The organism is Kitasatospora sp. NPDC088134 (assembly GCF_044741705.1).
Classification (GTDB): Bacteria; Actinomycetota; Actinomycetes; order Streptomycetales; family Streptomycetaceae; genus Kitasatospora.
The window spans coordinates 19124-38214 of the sequence record NZ_JBIUTD010000011.1 but is presented as its reverse complement, the minus strand read 5'-3'; the positions used below and the strand labels follow the sequence as shown (position 1 = coordinate 38214).

At 73.9% G+C, this 19091-nt stretch carries 16 protein-coding genes; 5 read left to right on the top strand and 11 right to left on the bottom strand.

From position 1 onward, the window contains the following. Positions 1 to 117: 117 nt before the first annotated feature. From ACIOHG_RS18845 to ACIOHG_RS18835, 3 genes are all read right to left on the bottom strand, one after another. Positions 118 to 2238 (bottom strand): hypothetical protein, encoded by a 2121-nt coding sequence (locus tag ACIOHG_RS18845; RefSeq protein ID WP_400951773.1) that lies wholly within the window; start codon positions 2236 to 2238, stop codon positions 118 to 120. Then, positions 2235 to 2672: a hypothetical protein gene (locus ACIOHG_RS18840; protein WP_400951772.1), complete on the bottom strand. Its 438-nt coding sequence runs from the start codon at positions 2670 to 2672 to the stop codon at positions 2235 to 2237. The genes ACIOHG_RS18845 and ACIOHG_RS18840 overlap by 4 nt, the downstream gene beginning before the upstream one ends. 312 nt (positions 2673 to 2984) lie before the next feature. Further along, positions 2985 to 3437 (bottom strand): MarR family winged helix-turn-helix transcriptional regulator, encoded by a 453-nt coding sequence (locus ACIOHG_RS18835; RefSeq protein ID WP_400952200.1) that lies wholly within the window; start codon positions 3435 to 3437, stop codon positions 2985 to 2987. 207 nt (positions 3438 to 3644) lie between these two features. On the opposite strand from ACIOHG_RS18835, the gene ACIOHG_RS18830 reads away from it, so the two are divergent. Then, a complete protein-coding gene (locus ACIOHG_RS18830; protein ID WP_400951770.1) occupies positions 3645 to 4223 on the top strand; it encodes an SDR family oxidoreductase in 579 nt (192 codons plus the stop codon). 74 nt (positions 4224 to 4297) lie between these two features. On the opposite strand, the gene ACIOHG_RS18825 is transcribed toward ACIOHG_RS18830, so the two are convergent. The 4 genes from ACIOHG_RS18825 to ACIOHG_RS18810 form a co-directional block, all read right to left on the bottom strand. Beyond that, positions 4298 to 5296 carry a TIGR03842 family LLM class F420-dependent oxidoreductase gene (locus ACIOHG_RS18825; protein ID WP_400951768.1) on the bottom strand — a complete coding sequence of 333 codons (999 nt, stop codon included), beginning with the start codon at positions 5294 to 5296 and terminating at the stop codon, positions 4298 to 4300. A gap of 86 nt (positions 5297 to 5382) precedes the next feature. After that, a complete protein-coding gene (gene hydA / locus ACIOHG_RS18820; protein WP_400951765.1) occupies positions 5383 to 6771 on the bottom strand; it encodes a dihydropyrimidinase in 1389 nt (462 codons plus the stop codon). A 3-nt stretch (positions 6772 to 6774) separates the two neighbouring features. Then, the gene (locus tag ACIOHG_RS18815; RefSeq protein WP_400951762.1) at positions 6775 to 7617 is read right to left on the bottom strand and encodes a nitrilase-related carbon-nitrogen hydrolase; all 843 of its coding nucleotides are present in this window, start codon (positions 7615 to 7617) and stop codon (positions 6775 to 6777) included. A 364-nt stretch (positions 7618 to 7981) separates the two neighbouring features. Then, positions 7982 to 8446, bottom strand: coding sequence for a hypothetical protein (locus ACIOHG_RS18810; RefSeq protein ID WP_400951761.1), 465 nt, complete (start codon positions 8444 to 8446; stop codon positions 7982 to 7984). Between the two features lie 390 nt (positions 8447 to 8836). Here ACIOHG_RS18810 and ACIOHG_RS18805 point away from each other — a divergent pair, with 390 nt between their 5' ends. Continuing rightward, positions 8837 to 10033, top strand: coding sequence for an IS110 family transposase (locus tag ACIOHG_RS18805; RefSeq protein WP_400952197.1), 1197 nt, complete (start codon positions 8837 to 8839; stop codon positions 10031 to 10033). Positions 10034 to 10041: 8 nt separating this feature from the next. On the opposite strand, the gene ACIOHG_RS18800 is transcribed toward ACIOHG_RS18805, so the two are convergent. The 4 genes from ACIOHG_RS18800 to ACIOHG_RS18785 form a co-directional block, all read right to left on the bottom strand. Further along, positions 10042 to 10647 carry a TetR/AcrR family transcriptional regulator gene (locus ACIOHG_RS18800; protein WP_400951758.1) on the bottom strand — a complete coding sequence of 202 codons (606 nt, stop codon included), beginning with the start codon at positions 10645 to 10647 and terminating at the stop codon, positions 10042 to 10044. 150 nt (positions 10648 to 10797) lie between these two features. Then, complete coding sequence (locus ACIOHG_RS18795; protein WP_400951757.1) at positions 10798 to 11211, bottom strand: hypothetical protein; 414 nt, start codon at positions 11209 to 11211, stop codon at positions 10798 to 10800. Positions 11212 to 11254: 43 nt separating this feature from the next. Beyond that, positions 11255 to 11671: a hypothetical protein gene (locus ACIOHG_RS18790; protein ID WP_400951754.1), complete on the bottom strand. Its 417-nt coding sequence runs from the start codon at positions 11669 to 11671 to the stop codon at positions 11255 to 11257. A gap of 627 nt (positions 11672 to 12298) precedes the next feature. Continuing rightward, complete coding sequence (locus tag ACIOHG_RS18785) at positions 12299 to 12523, bottom strand: DUF397 domain-containing protein (protein WP_400951752.1); 225 nt, start codon at positions 12521 to 12523, stop codon at positions 12299 to 12301. 399 nt (positions 12524 to 12922) lie between these two features. Here ACIOHG_RS18785 and ACIOHG_RS18780 point away from each other — a divergent pair, with 399 nt between their 5' ends. The 3 genes from ACIOHG_RS18780 to ACIOHG_RS18770 all read left to right on the top strand — a co-directional run bounded on the left by ACIOHG_RS18780 (position 12923) and on the right by ACIOHG_RS18770 (position 19065). Then, the gene (locus ACIOHG_RS18780; RefSeq protein ID WP_400951749.1) at positions 12923 to 16051 is read left to right on the top strand and encodes an ATP-binding protein; all 3129 of its coding nucleotides are present in this window, start codon (positions 12923 to 12925) and stop codon (positions 16049 to 16051) included. Between the two features lie 132 nt (positions 16052 to 16183). Continuing rightward, a complete protein-coding gene (locus tag ACIOHG_RS18775) occupies positions 16184 to 16642 on the top strand; it encodes a hypothetical protein (RefSeq protein ID WP_400951747.1) in 459 nt (152 codons plus the stop codon). Between the two features lie 170 nt (positions 16643 to 16812). Continuing rightward, entirely contained in the window at positions 16813 to 19065 is a 2253-nt protein-coding gene (locus ACIOHG_RS18770) for an ATP-binding protein (RefSeq protein ID WP_400951744.1), read from the top strand. Positions 19066 to 19091 lie beyond the last annotated feature (26 nt).

The window sequence follows — 19091 nt, the reverse complement described above, 5'->3', positions numbered from 1 at the left end:
CGCTGATCCGGGCGGTGAATCCGATGCCCGGGCGGGTGCTCGGCAGTCGGACGTCGATCCGGCCGAGAGCACGACGCAGTCTCCTGACGGATCCCCGCCCGGACCGGCCGCGGAGGTTCACGGCCGACCGCCGGTGGTGATGGTGGTGGTGGCGTCGTCGAAGTCGAAGGCCTCCATGACAGGAATCGCCAGTTCCTTCCGGAGTGCGATGACCGCTTCGTCGTACCGGACGTTCGGTTCGCCGTAGACCAGTGCCGCGATCGGAGTGGTCATCATGTGGCGCGTGACGACCTGCCGCAGCACGCCGGTCAGAACAGCACGGTGCGCCGGGTCGCCCTGTGCGTGGACCTGGGCCCACGCGATCAGGACCCGGCCGGCCTCACCGTGCACCCGACCGTCGAGCAGGGTGGCGCTCCATGCGTCGACCAGCGCCCGCGCGACCTCCGCGTTGCCCTCCGCGGACTCCAGCAGCGTTCGAAGCAGCCAGGAGTCGGTGCTCGGGTCCACCAGGGCGAGGAACCCGCGGTGCCCGGCGAGGTCCGCAGGGTCCTTCGCCCAGGCCGCGACCGAGATCCACACCCGACCGAGGTGCCGGTCGGTGGCCGCGAAGGCCCGCAGGGCATCCTCCGCCAGCACCACCGCCCGGTCGCGTTCGGACCGACCGAGGATGTGACGGAGCCTCACCAGCGCCTGCCGGGGGTAGTCGTCGGCGAACGACGTCCGGCAGACCAGGGCCACCGTGGAGGCCACGGCCTCGTCCTTGTCCTGCGCCCAGCCGAGCAGCCTGCCGCGCACCGCCGGTCCTACTCCGTCCGCCTCGGCGGTGCGGGCGAGCACCCCGGCGATCAGTTCGAGGTGGCTGGTCCCGGTGGTCCCGTTCCCGATCCAGTTCCGGATCTCCTCGATCACCCGGACGTCGTTCTCGGCGATGGCCAGGTCGACCAACAGGTCGCTGATCGGCGCCAGGAGCCGGGCGCCGGCATTCTTCGGCTGGGTCAGCCTGCCGAGCCATTCCAGCAGCGGAGCGTGGATGTCCGCGCGCTGCCGCCACAGATGCCGCAGAGCGGCCCGGGCGTAGCCCGGCCTGTGGTCCAGGGTGACGCGTCGTCCGTCGACCTCCGCTCCGACCGCGGTGAGCCGCGCGGTCAGGTCCGGACCGGTGAGGATGTCGCGGACACTCGTCTTCGGACGCTCCCCGAGGAGGTCCCGGCTCGCCCCGTCGACAGCCAACGCCTCTTCACCGGGGAGGAACAGCGCCGCGATGAGCAGCGCCCGGTCGTCGGCGTTGTCCTGGGTGCTCGCGAACGCCGACTCGATCTCGGAGCGCCACTCCCGGAACGACGACCTGGCCGCGGCGATCCCTGCCGTCGTCCCGTCGGCCGCGGCCAGGAGACCGGCCAGGCGCACCGCGTCGGCCGGACTGCTGCTCCCGGTCAGGAGGTCCGCCGCTTCACCCGCCCGCCCGGCGGGGCTCCCGGCCGGCTCGACCAGGTGAACCCGGTCGGGCGCGTGATGGAGGTGCCGGAGGTGCGCGGCGGCGACCCGGTGCGCGGACGGTCGGACATCGGCCGGCACCACGACCCGGGCCAGCCCGCCGGACTCGTCGGTGGGCCAGGTCCGCTCGTCGGCGACCACCACCAGGAAGGATCCCTTGCGGCGCAGCGTCTCGGCGTGGCCCACCAGTCCGCGGGCGACCCTGCGGGGATCGGTCCAGTCGCCGATCTCCGCGGCCACGTCGAGCAGGTAGCCCGTTCCCGCTTCCTCCGGGAGGAGCGACAGGTCCGGCGCCGAGGGGTCGTTCCAGTCCGGCCTGATCTCTACCAGTGGAGGTTCGGTCCCGGTCGCCTCGTACTCCGCCCGACAGGTCTCCCACAGCGCACGCACCCCGGTGGTGCGCTTGCCGTACCCCGGCGCTCCGGCGATGACGGCGAGTCCCGGACCGGGGACGGACAGGAGGGCGGCAGCGGCTTCCGCCGCCTTGACCGGTCGGCCGTCGACCCCGACGGCCACCCAGGCCGCGGACCGGACGACGTCCAGGTCCGCAACGGGGATCGCGGCCGTGGGGAGCAGTTGCCTGGCGGACATCGTGACCGGGCCGGCGGCGATGACGATCGACGAGCGGTCGTTGTGCGCGACGGTGACCGTCATGATGCCCGCCACTGCTGCCGCTGCCGCCGGTTCCGGCTGTTGCGGGGTCGGGTCGTCGAGTGCGGAGCCGTGGCCGCTGTCCTCGGTCAAGAGGTGCCTCCCGGAATCCGGTTCCCCATTCCGCCGTCCACCCGGACCGGGCCGGCGGCGATCACGATCTGGGAGTCGCGGTTGTACTGGACTCCGATGCTCGGTGCGGCGGCCCCTCCCGCCCGGCCATCGGCGAATTCCCCGAGTTCCGCCGCCGCCTCCGGGTACTTCTGGAGAAAAGCCATCAGCTGGACGAACAGCGTCTGCTGTGCCTGCGACCGGCCGACTTCCCGTTCCTCCTCCGCACACCCCAGGAACCGCGTCCGGGTGTCGTCGATGATCCGCAACTCCCGTTCCACGGGCTCCCGTCCGCCCCGCCCGAGCAGCCGCGCGATCGCGGCCCGGCAGGAGTCCCAGCCCGTCGTCGCCATTCCCGCCACCAGCGCGGCGGCCCCACTGGTGGCCACCTGCCCGAGGTCGATGACGTCCGCCACGAAGTCCCCCCACGAAGATCGATGGAAAATATCGAGACCCCAGATTACATAGATCCACGCGAGTCAATTAATCGAAAATGCGCATGCGACGGAAATCGGAAACCTTCCCCGGTTCACCCGGGGAATCATTCGCATCCCTGGAAACGGGAAACCTCCAGGACATTCGCCCCCACCTCCGGCCTTGCCTGCGTCCGGGGGCTGCGGAACGCCGCACCGGAACGGCAGAAGTGGCGGAAAACAGACCCCGGACCACCCGGTCTGCCATCGAACAGGTACCGATCACCGGGCGAAGGGATGCGGATGCGGCAAGCTTCAGGCGCGGGTGCGGCGGTGCTCCTTGAGGTGGTCGAGGGAGTCGACGTACTTGAGCATCAGGCGGGCGAACTCCAGGCGTTCGGCCTCCGGCCGGTCGGCGGTGATGTACTCGAAGGCGGAGCGCTGGTGGCGGCGGAACCGGGTCATCAGCTCCTCGCCGGCGGGGCTGAGCCGGAGCACGGTGCGGCGGCCGTCCTGCTGGGAGGCGGCGCGCAGCAGGTAGCCGGCGTGGATGTTATCGGTGACCATCCGGCTGGCCACCGAGGGGTCGACGGCGAGGAGTCCGGCGATCGCGCCGACGGTGACCTCCCGCTCCGGGTCGCGGGTGTGCTCCAGCACCAGGTTCAGCACCAAAGTGCGGCTGAGGTCCTTGGCGGAGATCGGGTGCTCGACCTCCAGGAGCGAGGTGCGGCGCAGCTTGCCGAAGGCCGGGCCGACGGCGTCCAGCAGCTCGTCGGCGCTCCTACCCGTCCGCGCCGCGAGCGCCCGGCCCGGGGAGCTGTCGGTCCCGGCCGGGGTCGAGTCGGTGGAGCTGGCGCTCGGCCGGCCGGAGTCCTTCGCGGCCACGCTGTCCGGGGTCCGCCAGGTCTTCCTCTATCCGGAGCCTCGGAGGTCGACGCCTTCGTCGGGGCGGCCCGGGCCGCGGGCGTCGAGCACGTGGTGCTGCTCTCCTCCGCCGCGGTGCTGGCCGAGGGCGCGGCGGAGGACCCGCTCGGTTCGCACAACCTGCGGGTCGAGCAGGCGCTGCTCGCCTCCGGCCTGCCCTGCACGCTGCTGCGGGCCGATTCCTTCGCCAGCAATGCGCTGGCCTGGGCCCACTCGATCGGCCGGGGACTACCGATCGAACTCCCCTATCCGGAGGCCGCGTTGGCGGTGGTCTATCCGGAGGATCTGGCCGAGGTGGCCTTCGCCGCGCTGACGGGGCGGGAGCCGCGCGGCCGCGCGGTGACGGTCACCGGCGGCGAGTCGCTGACGCTGCGCCGGCAGCTCGCAGTGCTGGCCGAGGTACTGGGCCGGGAGATCCCGGTGGAGACGACAGGCCGGGCGGCGGCGGCCGAGCAGCTGGGCCGCCACCTGCCCGCCGCCTTCGTCGAATCGCTGCTGACGTACTGGGCCGCAGCGAGCGGCGGCGCCCCGGCCGCCCTCGGCGACACCACCCGTACGCTGCTCGACTGCCCAGAACGGACCTTCCGCGAGTGGGCGGCCGAGCACGCCGGGGAGTTCACCGCGCACTGAGCTCTTTCAACCCGGTCACCGATCGCTCGAACGCCTGCCAACGACAGTCGGCTCACCACTCGTCCGGGCCGCCCTCAGCCCAGCGCCGGGATCACCTCCGCGCCGTAGGCGTCGATCGTCGCCTCCCGCGCGTCGTGCATGGCGTACACCGCGAACTGGTCCACCCCCAGGTCCCGCAGCAGGCGCAGCTTCTCCACGTGCGCGGAGGCGGGTCCGAGCAGGCAGAAGCGGTCGACGATGCCGTCGGGGACGAAGTCGGTGGAGGGGTTCCCGGCCCGGCCGTGGTGGCTGTAGTCGTAGCCGTGCCGGTCCTTGATGTAGGCGGTGAGCTCCTCGGGGACGAGCCCGGAGTGCTCGCCGTACTTGGCCACCAGGTCGGCGACGTGGTTGCCGACCATGCCGCCGAACCAGCGGCACTGCTCGCGGGCGTGGGCGAGGTCGTCGCCGACGTAGGCGGGCGCGGCGACGCAGACGGTGATCGCGGCGGGGTCGCGGCCGGCCTCCTCGGCGGCCCGGCGGACGGCTTTGACCATCCATTCGGTGAGGAAGGGGTCGGCGAGTTGCAGGATGAATCCGTCGGCCTTCCGTCCGGCCAGGGCCAGGGCCTTCGGCCCGTAGGCGGCCATCCAGACGGGCAGCCGCCCGTCCCGCACCCAGGGCAGCCGGACCGGGTTGCCGTCGACCTCGGCCTCCCGGCCCTCGGCGAGGTCGCGGATGACGTCGATGGCCTCGCCGAGCCGGGCCAGGGTGTTCGGGCGGCGGCCGGCCACCCGCATCGCGGAGTCGCCGCGGCCGATGCCGCAGACCGTCCGGTTGCCGTACATGTCGTTGAGGGTGGCGAAGGTGGAGGCGGTGACCTCCCAGGTGCGGGTGCCGGGGTTGGTGACCATCGGGCCGACGTGCAGCCGTTCGGTCTCGGCCAGAATCCGGCTGTAGATGACGAAGGGTTCCTGCCAGAGCACGGCGGAGTCGAAGGTCCAGCCGTAGCGGAAGCCGCGCCGTTCGGCGCGGCGCATCAGCTCGACGACCTTGGCGGCCGGCGGGTCGGTCTGCAGGACGAGTCCGAAGTCCACTGTGCGAGAGCTCCCGGGGTGTCGGCGGAGAGGGCGGGGCAGGCGGGGCGCGGTCGGAGAGGGCGGGCTGGGCGGGCGGGGCGCGGTCAGAGGTACTGGCAGGTGGCGCGGCGCAGGAAGGCGCCGTGCCCGGGGCGGCCGAGGTACTCGCCCCGGTCGACGAGCACTTCGCCGCGGGAGAGGACGGTCTCGACCCGGCCGGTGACGGTGCGGCCCTCGTAGGCGGAGTAGTCGACGTTCATGTGGTGGGTGGCGGCGGAGATCACCTGGGTGGCGTGCGGGTCGTAGATCACCACGTCGGCGTCGGAGCCGGGCGCGAGGGTGCCCTTGCGGGGGTAGAGGCCGAACATCCGGGCGGGGGCGGCGCAGGCGAGCTCGATCCACCGACGGCGGGTCAGGTGGCCGTCCACCACGGCCTGGTGGAGCAGGTCCATCCGGTTCTCCACGCCGGGCAGGCCGTTGGGGATCTTCGAGAAGTCGCCGAGGCCGAGTTCCTTCTGGCCCTTGAAGCAGAACGGGCAGTGGTCGGTGGAGACCACCTGGAGGTCGTCGGTGCGCAGGCCGCGCCAGAGCGCGGCCTGGTGGTCGCGGGGGCGCAGCGGGGTGGAGCAGACGTACTTGGCGCCCTCGAAGCCGGGTTCGGCGAGGTTGTCGGTGGAGAGGAAGAGGTACTGCGGGCAGGTCTCGCCGAAGACGGGCAGTCCCTGGTCGCGGGCGGCGGCGAGTTCGGCGAGCGCTTCGCGGGCGGAGACGTGCACGACGTAGAGCGGGGAGCCGGCCACCCGGGAGAGCTGGACGGCGCGGTGGGTGGCCTCGGCCTCCAGCAGCGCGCGGCGGACTTCGCCGTGGTACCGCGGGTCGGTCTCGCCCCGGGCCAGGGCCTGTTCGACCAGCACGTCGATGGCGGGGCCGTTCTCGGCGTGCATCATGATCAACGCGCCGGTGTCGCCGGCCTGCTGCATGGCGCGCAGGATCTGCCCGTCGTCGGAGTAGAAGACGCCGGGGTAGGCCATGAACAGCTTGAAGGAGCTGACGCCTTCGGCGAGCAGTCCGGGCATCTCGCGCAGCGTCGCGTCGTTGACGTCCGAGACGATCATGTGGAAGGCGTAGTCGACGGCGCAGTTGCCCTCGGCCTTGGCGTGCCAGGCGTCGAGTCCGGCGCGCAGCGAGCCGCCCCGGCTCTGGACGGCGAAGTCGACGACGGTGGTAGTGCCGCCCCAGGCGGCGGCGCGGGTGCCGGTCTCGAAGGTGTCGGAGGCCCGGGTGCCGCCGAAGGGCAGTTCCATGTGGGTGTGCGCGTCGACGCCGCCGGGGATCACGTACTTCCCTCCGGCGTCGAACACCCGGTCGGCGGTCCACTGCTGACTGCCCGGCAGGGCGAGGGCGGCGATCCGGCCGTCCTCGATGAGTACGTCGGCGCGGGTCTCCTCGGCGGCGGTGACGACGAGTCCGCCGGTGATCAGGGTCCGGGTCACGGCTCAGCCCTCGGTGAGCGGGCCGTAGGCGTCGGGGCGCCGGTCCCGGTAGAAGGCCCACTGCTGGCGGACCTGCTCGATCAGCCCGAGGTCGAGGTCGCGGACGACGAGTTCCTCGTCCTTGTCGGAGGCGACCTCGCCGACGAACTGGCCGCGCGGGTCGACGAAGTAGCTGGTGCCATAGAAGTCGTTGTCCCCGTACTCCTCGACGCCGACGCGGTTGATCGCGGCGACGAAGTACTCGTTGGCGACGGCGGCGGCGGGCTGTTCGAGCTGCCAGAGGTAGGCGGAGAGGCCGCGGCTGGTCGCCGAGGGGTTGTAGACGATCTCCGCGCCGGCCAGGCCGAGGGCGCGCCAGCCCTCGGGGAAGTGCCGGTCGTAGCAGATGTACACGCCGACCTTGCCGACGGCGGTGTCGAAGACCGGCCAGCCGAGGTTGCCGGGCTTGAAGTAGTACTTCTCCCAGAAGCCGCGGACCTGCGGGATGTGGTGCTTGCGGTACTTGCCGAGGTAGCTGCCGTCGGCGTCGATGACGGCGGCGGTGTTGTAGTAGAAGCCGGCCTGCTCGATCTCGTAGACCGGGACGACCATGACCAGGCCGAGTTCGCGGGCGAGGGCGCTCATCCGGCGCACGGTGGGGCCGTCGGGGACGGGCTCGGCCCAGGCGTAGTGCTCCGGTTCCTGCACCTGGCAGAAGTAGGGGGCGTTGAACACCTCCTGGAAGCCGATCACCTGCGCGCCCTGGGCGGCGGCGTCCCGGGCGGCCTTCTCGTGGGCCGCGAGCATCGTTTCCTTGTCGCCCGTCCACGCGGTCTGGAACAGGGCTGCCCTGACGACACGACTCATGGCCGTACTCCTCGCTCGAAGGCTCAGCGGATGACGCTGTAGACCGTCGAGACTAGGAGCTGTCCCGCGAGAGAGCGCGTGCCACGCGGGAGGCCGGAGAAATTCGGTCCCGCACTGTCCATTTGAGCCCGCTCATGACGCATTCCCGACTGTTTTCTTTCGAGTAGGTCGGCGGCACGCCAGCGCCCGGGCGCCTGGGCGGCAGCCGCCCCTCGGCGCCGCCCGAACCGGAACCGCCCGAACCGGAACCGCCGATGCGAACTACCCTCCCCTGCGCCGACCTGCGACTTCGGGGCGGTATTTCACCGAGCCGAATGGGGTGCACGGAAATGGGCGAGGCCGATATTCCACCCGCTCACCCCGCTCACCCCCACGGCGCTTCGGCCGCCCGCCGGTACCACCAGTACTCCCCCGGCCGGTCCGCGAACGGGTCGGCGAGCGTGCGGCGGCGGAACGCGGCGTCCAACGGGCGCACCAGCCGGGCGAGTTCGGCCCGCGAGCGCGGGGGCAGCCCGGCCAGCACCTCGTGCAGCGCGTCCCGGGAGTGGCGGACGTCGTCGGCGGCGTTGCAGCCCGGGCAGGACCCGCACCAGGACTCGCGCGGGTACAGCGGGCGGTCGCCGAACTGCCGGACGAACGCGCGGTAGCGGGCGAGCGCGGCCGCCGTCGCGCCGGGCGACACGGCGAAACCGGGGCGGTCCCGCTCGACGCGGTGCACGTCCAGGCTCGCGGCCGCGGACAGGCCCCGGATGCGGGACGGCGGCGTCTCGGACCAGCGGGGCCGGGCGGGCGCCCTCGCGCGCAGGGCGCGCGGTCGGTTACGCGGCACGGGCCTTTCGGAAGTCGGTCATCCGGCCATCCTGCCACCGGCCGCCGACGCCGTCACCGGGGTTTCCCGACCGGAGTCTCCCGGCCAGGGTTTTCGAACCGAAGTCTCCCAACCAGGGTTTCCCGACCGGGCTCTCCCGACCGGGCGAGCCGGTCAGGCGGCTCTACCTTCTGAGCCGGGTTGGTCTGGTCATTCGTAGGGTTGGGCCACCCAGGGGTGCCGGGTGTGGCTATCAGGCGGCTGCCGTCTTGTGGCTTCCCTCGCTTCGCCGCCCAGCGCCCCACGACGACTCGGCCGCCGATTAGGAAGTGCGAGCAAGTCGCTGAGTAGAGCAATGCCGGCGAAGTCGTCCGTGGTACGAACAGCATGAACACGCACGCCAGGAGCATGATGAGCCGGATATGGACGGGGATCGACAGCGGCAAGGGCCACCACCACGGCCTGGCCCTCGACGCGGATGGCAGGACGTTGCTGTCCCGGCGGGTCGCCAACGACGAGCCCGAGCTGCTGCAACTGATCGGCGACGTCCTGGCCCTGGCCGACGACGACCAGGTGACCTGGGCGATCGACATGACCGGCGGGGAACCGGCCCTGCTGCTGAGCCTGCTCGTCGCCCACGGCCAGGAGGTCCTGTACATCCCCGGCCGTCTGGTGAACCGGGCATCCGACGGCTACCGCGGCGAGGGCAAGACCGACGCCCGAGATGCCTTCGTGATCGCCGACCAGGCCCGGATGCGCCGCGACCTGCAGCCCGTCCGTCCCAGCGACGAGGCCGCGATCGAGCTCAAGCTGCTGACCGGCCGCCGGGCGGATCTGGTAGAGGACCGCACCCGCGCGGTGAACCGTCTGCGCGGCACCCTGCTGAGCATGTTCCCGGCCCTGGAGCGGGCCTTGGACGTGACCAACGTCGGCCCGCTCAAGCTGCTGACCGAGTACCAGACTCCGGCCGCGATCCGCCGCGCCGGTGTCACGCGGCTGACGAAGTGGCTGGCCAATCGCAAGGTCCGCAACGCAAGAGCTCTGGCCGAAGCGGCCGTCGATGCCGCGCAGCGCCAGCACACCTCCGTCCCCGGGGAGAAGACCATCGCCAGGCTGGTTCACACCCTGGCCGAGGGGGTGATGGCCCTCAACGAGCAGATCGCCGAGATGGACAAGCTCATCGAGGGCCGGTTTCGCGAGCACGAACTCGCCGACATAGTCCGGAGCGTCCCGGGCATCGGCGCGGTGCTCGGCGCCGAGTTCCTGGCCGGCGTCGGCGGCAGCCTGGACGGCTTCGCCTCCCCGGACGCCTTGGCGGCCTTCGCCGGTGTCGCCCCGGCGCCACGGGACTCGGGCAAGGTCAGCGGCAACCTGCACCGCCCGACCGTCTACCACCGCAGGCTCCAACGCGTCTTCTACACCTCGGCGTTGGTGAGTATCCGCTGTGATCCGAACTCGCGGGCGTTCTACGACCGCAAGCGGGCGGAGGGCAAGCGGCACGTCCAGGCCGTGATGGCCCTGGCCCGCCGACGGGTCAACGTCCTGCGGGCGCTGATCCGTGACCGACGGTGCTACCACGTCACACCTCCAGTGACCACGGCGGCTTGACAACGACATTAGGAAGCGAGGACGCGGTGCAGGGCGCGGCGGGTGCGGGTCGCGGCGAGCGGGTCGCGGAGCAGTTGGAGCGCCTGGTTGAGGGCGAGGTAGATGCCGGTGAGCTCGTGGACGATCTGCTCGGGGTCGGTGTCGGCGGGCAGTTCGCCGGCATCCACGGCGAGCCGGACCTCGCCGGCCAGGCGGCGGCGCCAGACCAGCAGCAGCCGGGCCAGGGTGCGGCGGACCGGCCCGTCGTGGGCGTCGAACTCGACCGCCGCGGTGGTGAACAGGCAACCGCCGGGGAAGGTCTCCCGGGCGTGCTCCAGGTAGGAGATCCAGCTCTCGCAGACCGCGCGCAGGCGGCGCAGCCCCGGTTCGGAGTCGGCCGCCGGGTCCCAGACCAGGGCGGTGAAGACGGTGGAGGCCCGTTCCAGGGTGGCGAGTTGCAGGGCCTCCTTGGTGCCGAAGTGGCCGAGCACCCCGGCCTTGCTCAGCCCGAGGTCGGTGGCGAGTCGCCCGATGGTCAGCCCTTCGAGGCCGTCCACGGACGCCAGCGCGACGCTCCGTTCGATGATCCGGGCCTTGGTCCGGCGGGCCTCGACGGCACTGTTGCGCGGGCTCATCGGTCCTCCTCCGCGATCCGTCCCGGCCGGGTCCGCTCCTGTGCGCCCCGGTCCGCGCATCCTACGGCGTGCCCGGCCCACCCCGGCCCGGCGGCGCGGGGTCGGCGGCGTCGGCGTCGGCGACGTCGGCACGGGGTCGGGGGCAGGGCGTCAGCGGAGCAGCGCCCGCCGGGCCAGGGCGAGGGTCACCTCGGTGGTGTCGCTCCAGGAGCAGACCTCCAGCCAGGAGAGGTAGCCGCCCTGGGCGAAGACCAGGACCTCGCCGGGGCAGTCGCCGTCCTCGGTGCGGATCAGCGCCTCGGCGACCACCACCGTGCCCGGCCCGCAGGCCGCCGGCCGGACCGCGGCCGGGTCGAGCTGCTCGAAGTAGGCGCTGCCGCAGCCGCACCCGCACCGCCGCCGGACCCGCAACTGCGGCACCTGGGCCCGGAGCGCACGCCGCACCGAACCGCCGCCACCCCCGCCGCCGTCCCCCTCGCCTGCCCCTTCCCTTGCCCCGTCGCCGTCGCCGTCGAGCAGGACGCCGAGCACGTCGGCCACGTCGTCCGGGAGGCTTTCGCTCATGCCCGCACCGTACCCGGCCGGGCGTCCGCCGCCGACGGGGCGGTCAGTCCGCGGTGCAGCCCCAGTAGGCGACCTCGGCCGCCCGGTCGTCCCGGTAGAGCACCGTGCAGCGGCCCTCCCCCCGGCCGACCGCGAAGATCAGCCGGTCCTGCACGGCCTCCCACTGCTCGCGGGTCGGACGGCCGCCGGGGGCCCAGGCCCGGATCTCGTCCTCGCTCAACGGGCGCATCACGAAGGGGATTTCGTCCTCGGTGACGGCCAGTTCGCAGAAGTCGAGCACTGTCCCGGTGCCACCGGTCGCGATGTACTCCTGCCACTCCTCGTCCTGCCACAGCTCGACGATGCCGCACCCCGGGAAGCCGTGGTCGTCCCTCGCCAGCTCCAGCTCCTGGGCCTGCCGGAACGCCACCGCCAGCTCCTCCTGGTAGGGCCCGGTCTCCGCCCACCCGTTGCCACCCATCGCACTGCCCCCTGTTCCGCTTCGTCCACCGACCTTCGGCGTGACCGCAGGCTAACCGCCGCCCCCGACAACGCCGACGCACCCCGGAGCGGGCCCCGACCGCCGGGGCCGGGGACCGAGGCGGCGCCGGAGGGCGTTCCAGATCTCGGTGGCTTGTCGGACCTGGCGCACTACGTCGAGCACTACCACGTGGCGCTCGACGCGCAGTTCACCGTTCACCGCGCATGCGCGGGCCAACGGCTGGACGGTCCCGCGGCTCGACGACGCGGACCCGCTCGCGCTGCAGACAGTCTTTCTCGGTGACGGTACGGACCGAGTCGACCCACTGCGAGCCGGTCCGGCAACGCAGGCGGCGATCACCGTCCATACCGCTCCCCGGTGGAGGAGAGCCGGCGAACGGGCGTTTCACCACCGGACCAATGCGGAATGACAACGGCCTGTCGGAACAACATCCCGGTGGAACTGCCCTCCCGTTCCGTTTCGCGGGGCATTGCCACCGGGCCAGGAAATAAGGCCCGGGAATCGGGAAACAAGAAACAGGAAACCGTCACCGGCACGAACCGCGGCCCGCCGGCCGCCCGGGCGGGCGACGAGCGGGCCGCAGGTCCGCAGGCGGTGCCGGTCCGGTCAGCGGAGGGTGAACTCCCCGGCGAAGGCGCCGAGGAGGAAGGCGTCCCACTCCGCGTGGGTGAACGTCAGGACGGGGCCGTCGGTGACCTTGTCGTCGCGGACCTCGACGCCGCCGTCGACGAAGCGCACCTGCACGCAGGCGTCGCTGTCCTCGCTGAAGGAGCTCTTGAACCAGTTGTCGCCCTCGGGGCGCTCGGGCAGGGGCAGCAGGGTCGTGACCATGGCGGGACTCCTCCGGTCGGTGGCCGCTCCGGGCGGGGCGGCCGGTGGAGCGAGCACACCGATGAGGGCCGCGATGAAACCATGGTGACCGGAGCTCATTCCTCCTTCGTTCACCCCCGTGTTCGCCCTCGGGCCGACCCCGCGTTCCTCCTCGGGCCGGCCGTCGTGGAAAGGCCGCGCCGCCCACCATTTCCCAGCGGCCCCAGGGCTCCGCTGATTCCCTCTCCCCACACCAGGAGCAATGATATCCTCCTGACCCGGAATGGTGATTTCCTTGGGAATGACCTTTCCCTTTCCCGGGTATTGCTGGACGGGGACCGCCCGGCCCGTCGCGGCCGCGGAGGGAAAGGGGGGAAGACTTTGGGGGACAGCCGTGCCGCCGAGCAGCGAGGTGGTGTCGTGCCGGAGGCAGCCGCGGCGCTTTCCGAGTTGAGGGCGTTCCGCACCCGGCTGGAGGAGTTCCGTACCCAGCAGGGCCTGTCGATGCGGGCGCTGGCCCGGCGGATGGGCTTCGACCCCTCCTACGTCAGCCACGTCCTCGCCGGGCGCCACGCCCCTTCGGGCGACTTCGCCCGGCTGGCCGACCAGGCCCTGGCCACCACCCCCGCCCTCGCCGACCTGTGGTCCGCCTACCACACCGCCCGGCTGCGCGAGCACCCCCAGCGCACCCCGGCCCCACTCCCAACCCCGGCCCCAACCCCAACCCCGGCCACGGTCTCAGCCCTCAGTACGGTCCCGGCCGCGGAACCAGGCGGCCCCGCCCGGCACTTCGCCCCCTGGTCCGGTGCCGTCCGCCCCTCGCCGGTCACCGTCGTGCGGACGCTGCCGCGGGACGCGGCGGCCTTCACCGGGCGTGACCGGGAACTGGAGCGGCTGATCCGCGCGGCGGGTCCGGACGGGGCGGCCGCGGGGTCGGGCGAGGTGATCGTCATCCACACCGTCGACGGGATGCCCGGGGTCGGCAAGACCACCCTGGCCACCCGCGCCGCCAACCTCCTCGCTCCGCGCTTCCCCGACGGGCAGCTCTTCGTGCGCCTCCACGCGCACACTCCCGGCCAGCGGCCCGCTGACCCCGCCGAGATCCTCGCGGCCCTGCTCACCTCCCGGGGCTTCCCGCCGCGACTGGTCCCCCAGCGGCTGGACGAGCGGGCCGCGCTGTGGCGCGACCACGCCGCGGGCAAGCGCATCCTGCTGGTCCTGGACGACGCCGCCGACCACGCCCAGGTCGAACCGCTGCTGCCGGGGAGCGCGGGCTGCCTGGTCCTGGTCACCAGCCGCCGTCGCCTGGTCGCCCTCGACGGCGCATCCCCCCTGTCGCTGGACGTCCTCGCCCCCGACCACGCCGCCCGCCTCTTCGCCCGCCTGGCCGGCCGCACCCCCGAGCCGTCCGGGCCCTCCGAGCCACCCGAGTCGTCCGAGCACCCTGAACCCTCCGAACCGTCCGAACCGTCCGAGCCCGCCGGGCCCGCCGAATCGTCCGAGCAGTTCGAGCCCGCCGAGCCCGCCGAAGCCGCCGCCCTCGCCCGGGCCGTCCGCCTGTGCGGCCACCTCCCCCTGGCGATCGCCCTCCTCGCCGGGCGCCTCGCCCACCACCCCACCTGGAGCATCGCCGAGTTCACCGACGAGTTCGCCGCCGCCCGGGACCGCCTCGGCGAGTTGGAGGCGGGCGACCGCGCCGTCCGGACCGCCTTCGACCTCTCGTACGGCCACCTTCCCGAGGCCCGGCAGCGCCTCTTCCGCCGGCTGGGCCTGCACCCCGGGGCGGACCTCGACGCCCGGGCCGCCGCGGCCCTCGCCGACGTCCCGCTCCAGCAGGCCCGCCGCGAACTCCGGGCGCTCTACACCGATCACCTGCTGGAGGAGCCCGCCCCCGGCCGCTACCGCCTGCACGACCTGCTGCGCGCCTACGCGCGGAACCTCCTCGCCGCCCAGGACCCGCCCGGCGACCGCGAACAGGCCACCGTCCGCCTGCTCGACCACTACCGGCGCACCGCCCGCACCGCCGCCCGCCACCTCGACCACCGGGCCCGCCCCCTCCCCCGGACCGCCGCAACCACCGCGGTCCCCGACCTCACCACCCGTGAACAGGCCCTGGCCTGGCTGCGCGCCGAACGCCCCAACCTGCTCGCCGCGATCGACCACGCCACCGCCCGGCGCCACCACGCCCACGCCGTCTCCCTCACCGCCGCCGTGGCCGGGCTGCTGCGCCAGGACGGCCCCTGGCCCCTCGCCGTCGCGCTCCACCGGCGGGCCGCGACCACCGCGCGGCACCACGCCACGCCGCGGGGCGAGGCCGAGGCCCTGCACCACCTCGGCGTGGTGCGGTACCTGACGGGCGGGTACCAGGAGGCGGCGGACGCGCTGCGGCAGTCCCTGGCCCTGTTCCGCGGCCTCGGCGACCGGCGCGGCGCGGCGGACGCCCTCAACGACCTCGGCGTGGTGCGCCGGTTGGCGGGCGCGCACGGGGAGGCGGGCGACCTGCACGCACAGGCCCTGGCCCACTACCGGGAGCTCGGCGACCTGCGCGGCGAGGCGGACGCGCTCAACGACCTCGGCCTGGTGCGGTACCTGGCGGGTGCCCACGGGGAGGCCGACAGCCTGCACGGCCGGGCCCTGGCCCACTACCGGGCCCTCGGCGACCGGCTGGGCGAGGCCGACACCCTCGACCACCTCGGCCGGGTACGGCAGGTGACAGGCGCTCACCAGGAGGCGGGCGAGCTGCTGGAGCAGGCCCTGGCCCTGTTCCGCGACCTCGGCAGCCGACTGGGCGAGGCCAACACCCTGAACGACCTCGGTCGGGTACGGCAGCACCTGGGCGCGTACGGGGAGGCGGGCGACCTGCACGCGCAGGCCCTGGCCCGCTACCGGGCGCTCGGCGACCGGCTCGGCGAGGCCAACGCCTTGAACGGCCTCGGCCGGGTGCGGCAGCTGACGGGCGATCACCAGGAGGCGGGCGTCCTGCTGGAGCAGGCGCTGACCCGCTACCGGGAACTCGGCAGTCGGCACGGCGAGGCCGACGTCCTCCACCACCTCGGCCGGGTGCGGCAGCTGACGGGCGATCACGAGCGGGCGCGCGAGCGGCTGGAGCAGGCCGTGGCCCTGTTCCACGACCTCGGCCACCGACTCGGCGAGGCCGAGGCGCTCAACGGCCTGGGCGCCCTCCTCACCGGGAGCACCGGGAACGCCGAGAGCGCTGGGAACGCCGAGAGCGCTGGGAGCACCGGACCGCGCGAAGGTCTGGCGACACACCGGCGGGCGCTGCACCTGGCCCGTGGGACGGGGGCCCTCCTGGAGGAGGCGCGGGCACTGGAGGGCTGCGCCCGAGCCCGGGCGCGCCTGGGCGAGCACGACCGGGCCGTGGCCGACCTGCACCGGGCCGTGGACCTCTACCGGCGTCTCGGGGCTCCCGAGCAGCGCTCCGCGACCGCCCTCCTCACCGCGCTGGAGGGCGCTGCCCCCGAGGGCGCCGCGCCGGACGGCGGGCCGCTCCCGGTGGAGGAGCCGGGGACCTCGCGCCGGGGCCCGTAGTCCCCTGTCGCGTCCGGCCCCGGACAGAGGTGACAGGTTCATGTACACGACCACGAGCCGGAGAGCTTATGGTCGCAGGGACAGCAAATCGGCTGCGGGTGAAGGGGGTTGGGGATGCTGGAGGAGACCTTGGTGGCCTTGGCCACGGCGGGCGGTACGGCCGTGGTCCAGGCGGCGGGGACGCAGGCGTGGGAAGGGCTGCGGGCCCGGGTGGCCCGGTTGCTGGGCCGGGGGGACGCCGAGCGCGAGCGGGTGGAGTTGGAGCGGCTGGAGCGCACCGCCGACGCGCTGGACGCCTCGGGCGGCGCCGGGGCCGGGGCCGAGCGGGTGCGGCTGCGTCAGGAGACGTCCTGGCAGACCAGGTTCGAGGACCTGCTGGAGGGGGCCGACGGCGCGGACCGGGAACGGATCGCCGCCGAGTTGCGCGCCCTGGTCCGGGAGCAGGGCGCCGGCGCGGTCTCGGCGGGCGACCACGGCGTGGCGGTCGGCGGGAAGGTGGAGGTCCGGGCCGACCACGGCTCGGTGGCGGCACTGCGGACGGGGGACGTGACGATCGGAAACCCTACCCGGCCGGGCCCGCCCCAGGGCTGAGCGGACCCGGCGCCACACCGCCCGCACCGATCCCGCCGGCCACCGCGCGCCGTCCGGTCGCCGAACGCCCCGCGGTCTCCGCCGAGCACGGCGGCTTCGCCGTCGGCCGCGCCCAGCAGATCGTCCACTACCACTCCGCGCACTCCTGGCCGCCGGGGCAGGAGATCCGGGTGCCACGTCAACTGCCCGGTGACGTACCGGGTTTCGTCGGCCGCGCGGCCGAGCTGGCGCGCCTCGAAACGCTGGGGGCGGCCGGGCCGGGCGGTGGGGTGCGCCTGATGCTGGTGGCGGGGACGGCGGGGGCGGGCAAGACCTCGCTCGCGCTCCGCTTCGCCCACCTGGTGCGGGAGCGCTTCCCCGACGGGCAGCTGTTCGTCAACCTGCGCGGCTACGACCCCGGACCGCCGCTGGCGCCCGAGGCCGCGCTGGAGCGCTTCCTGCGCGCGCTGGGCATCGAGGCCGGCGCGATCCCGACCGACGGGGAGGAGCGCGCGGAGCTGTACCGCTCGCTGCTGGCCGAGCGCCGGGTGCTGGTGGTCCTGGACAACGCCGCCACCGTCGGCCAGGTCCGCCCCCTGCTGCCCGGCCACGCCGACTGCCTGGTGGTGGCCACCAGCCGCGGCCGCCTGGCGGGCCTGTCCGCCCGCGACGGCGCCCACCGTCTCACCCTCGGCCTACTCACCGAGCCCGAGGCCGTCGACCTGCTCACCACCGCGACGGCCGGCTACCGCCACCGCGACGCGCCCGAGCACCTGGCCGAACTCGCCCGGCTCTGCGCCCACCTGCCGCTGGCCCTGCGGATCGCCGCCGAACGCGCCGCCACCCGCCCGCACATGCCGCTCACCGACCTGATCGCCGACCTGCGCGAGGAGTCCTCGCTCTGGGACGCCCTGTCCACCGACGACGACGCCGAGGCCGACGCCGTCCGCTCCGTCTTCGCCTGGTCCTACCGCGCCCTGCCCCCGCCCGCGGCCCGGGTCTTCCGCCTGCTGGGCCTGCACCCGGGCCCCGAGTTCGGCGCCGACGCCGCAGCCGCCCTCACCGGCCAGAGCGTGCGCCAGATCCGCAACCACCTCGACCTGCTGGCCGGCGCCCACCTGCTGGAGCAGACCGGCCCCACCCGCTACCAGTTCCACGACCTGCTGCGCGCCTACGCCGCCGACCGGGCCCACCGGGAGGAGTCCGCCGCGGCCCGGCACGCCGCCCTGGTCCGTGTCGCCGGGTGGTACCTGCACACCGCCGACGCCGCCGTCCGCAGCGTGCAGAGCCTCTCCCCCTCGTGGCTGACCGCCCCGCCCGACCCGGAGCTCCGACCGCTCGCCTTCGCCGACGGCGGGCGGGCGATGGACTGGTACGCCGCGGAGCGGGCCAATCTGCTCGCCCTGGTCCGGGCCGCGGCCGCCGCGGGCCTGGACGCGATCACCTGGCAGCTGCCCGCGACGCTGCAGCCGCTGCACGACGCGCACGACGCCGTGGCCGACGCGGTGGAGACGGCCGGGCTCGGACTCGTGGCGGCGCGGCGGCTGGGCGAGCGGCGGGCCGAGGCCCGGATGCAGCAGAGCATCGGGTACGGCCACCGCCGGGCGGGCCGGTTCGCGGAGGCCACCGCGTGCCTGCGGGCGGCCCTGCGGCTGCAGGAGGAGGCGGGTGACCGGCCCGGCGTGCTCCGGACGGTCAACGGCCTGGGGCTGCTGGACATGGAGCAGCGCGTGCTCGACCGGGCCGTCGGGCGCTTCGAGCAGGCCCGCGCGATGGCCCGCGCGCAGGAGCAGCCGGGGTGGTGCGTCACCACCCTGTCCAACCTGGCCTGGGCGCACAGCGAGCTGGGCCGGCCCGAGGAGACGGCCGAGTTCGCCGGACAGGCCCTGGAGGCGTGCGGCCGGGACGGCGTCAGCCCGGTCCAACGCGTCGAGCCGTTGGTCTACCTCTCCCGGGCGCTGCGGGAGACCGGCCGGCTCGACGAGGCCGAGGAGCACCTGCGCACGGCGGGCCTGCTCATCACCGGCGGGACGGTCTTCCGCGGGCACGAGCTCCTGCTCCTGTGCGAGGAGGCCGAACTGGCCCTGGCCCGCGACGACGGGGCCCGGGCGCTGGAGGCCTACCGTCGCTGCCTGCCGCTCGCCCGGGCCACGGGCAACCGGCGGCGCGAGGTGCAGGTCCACGACGGGACCGGCCGAACCCTGCAACTCCTCGGCCGGGCCGACGAGGCGGTCGGCCACCACCAGCAGGCCGCCACCCTCGCCCGGCGCCACACCAACCCCTTCGCCGTCGCCACCGCCCTCGCCCACCTCGCCGACGCCCTGTCCCGGACGGGCCACGACGAACCGGCCCGGACCACCCGCACCGAGGCCGAGGAACTCCTCGCCCCCTACACCGACCCCCGCGCCACCGCCCTCCGCGCGCACCTGCGCACCTCCCCCTGAACCCCACCGGCCACCGCCGGAACGGC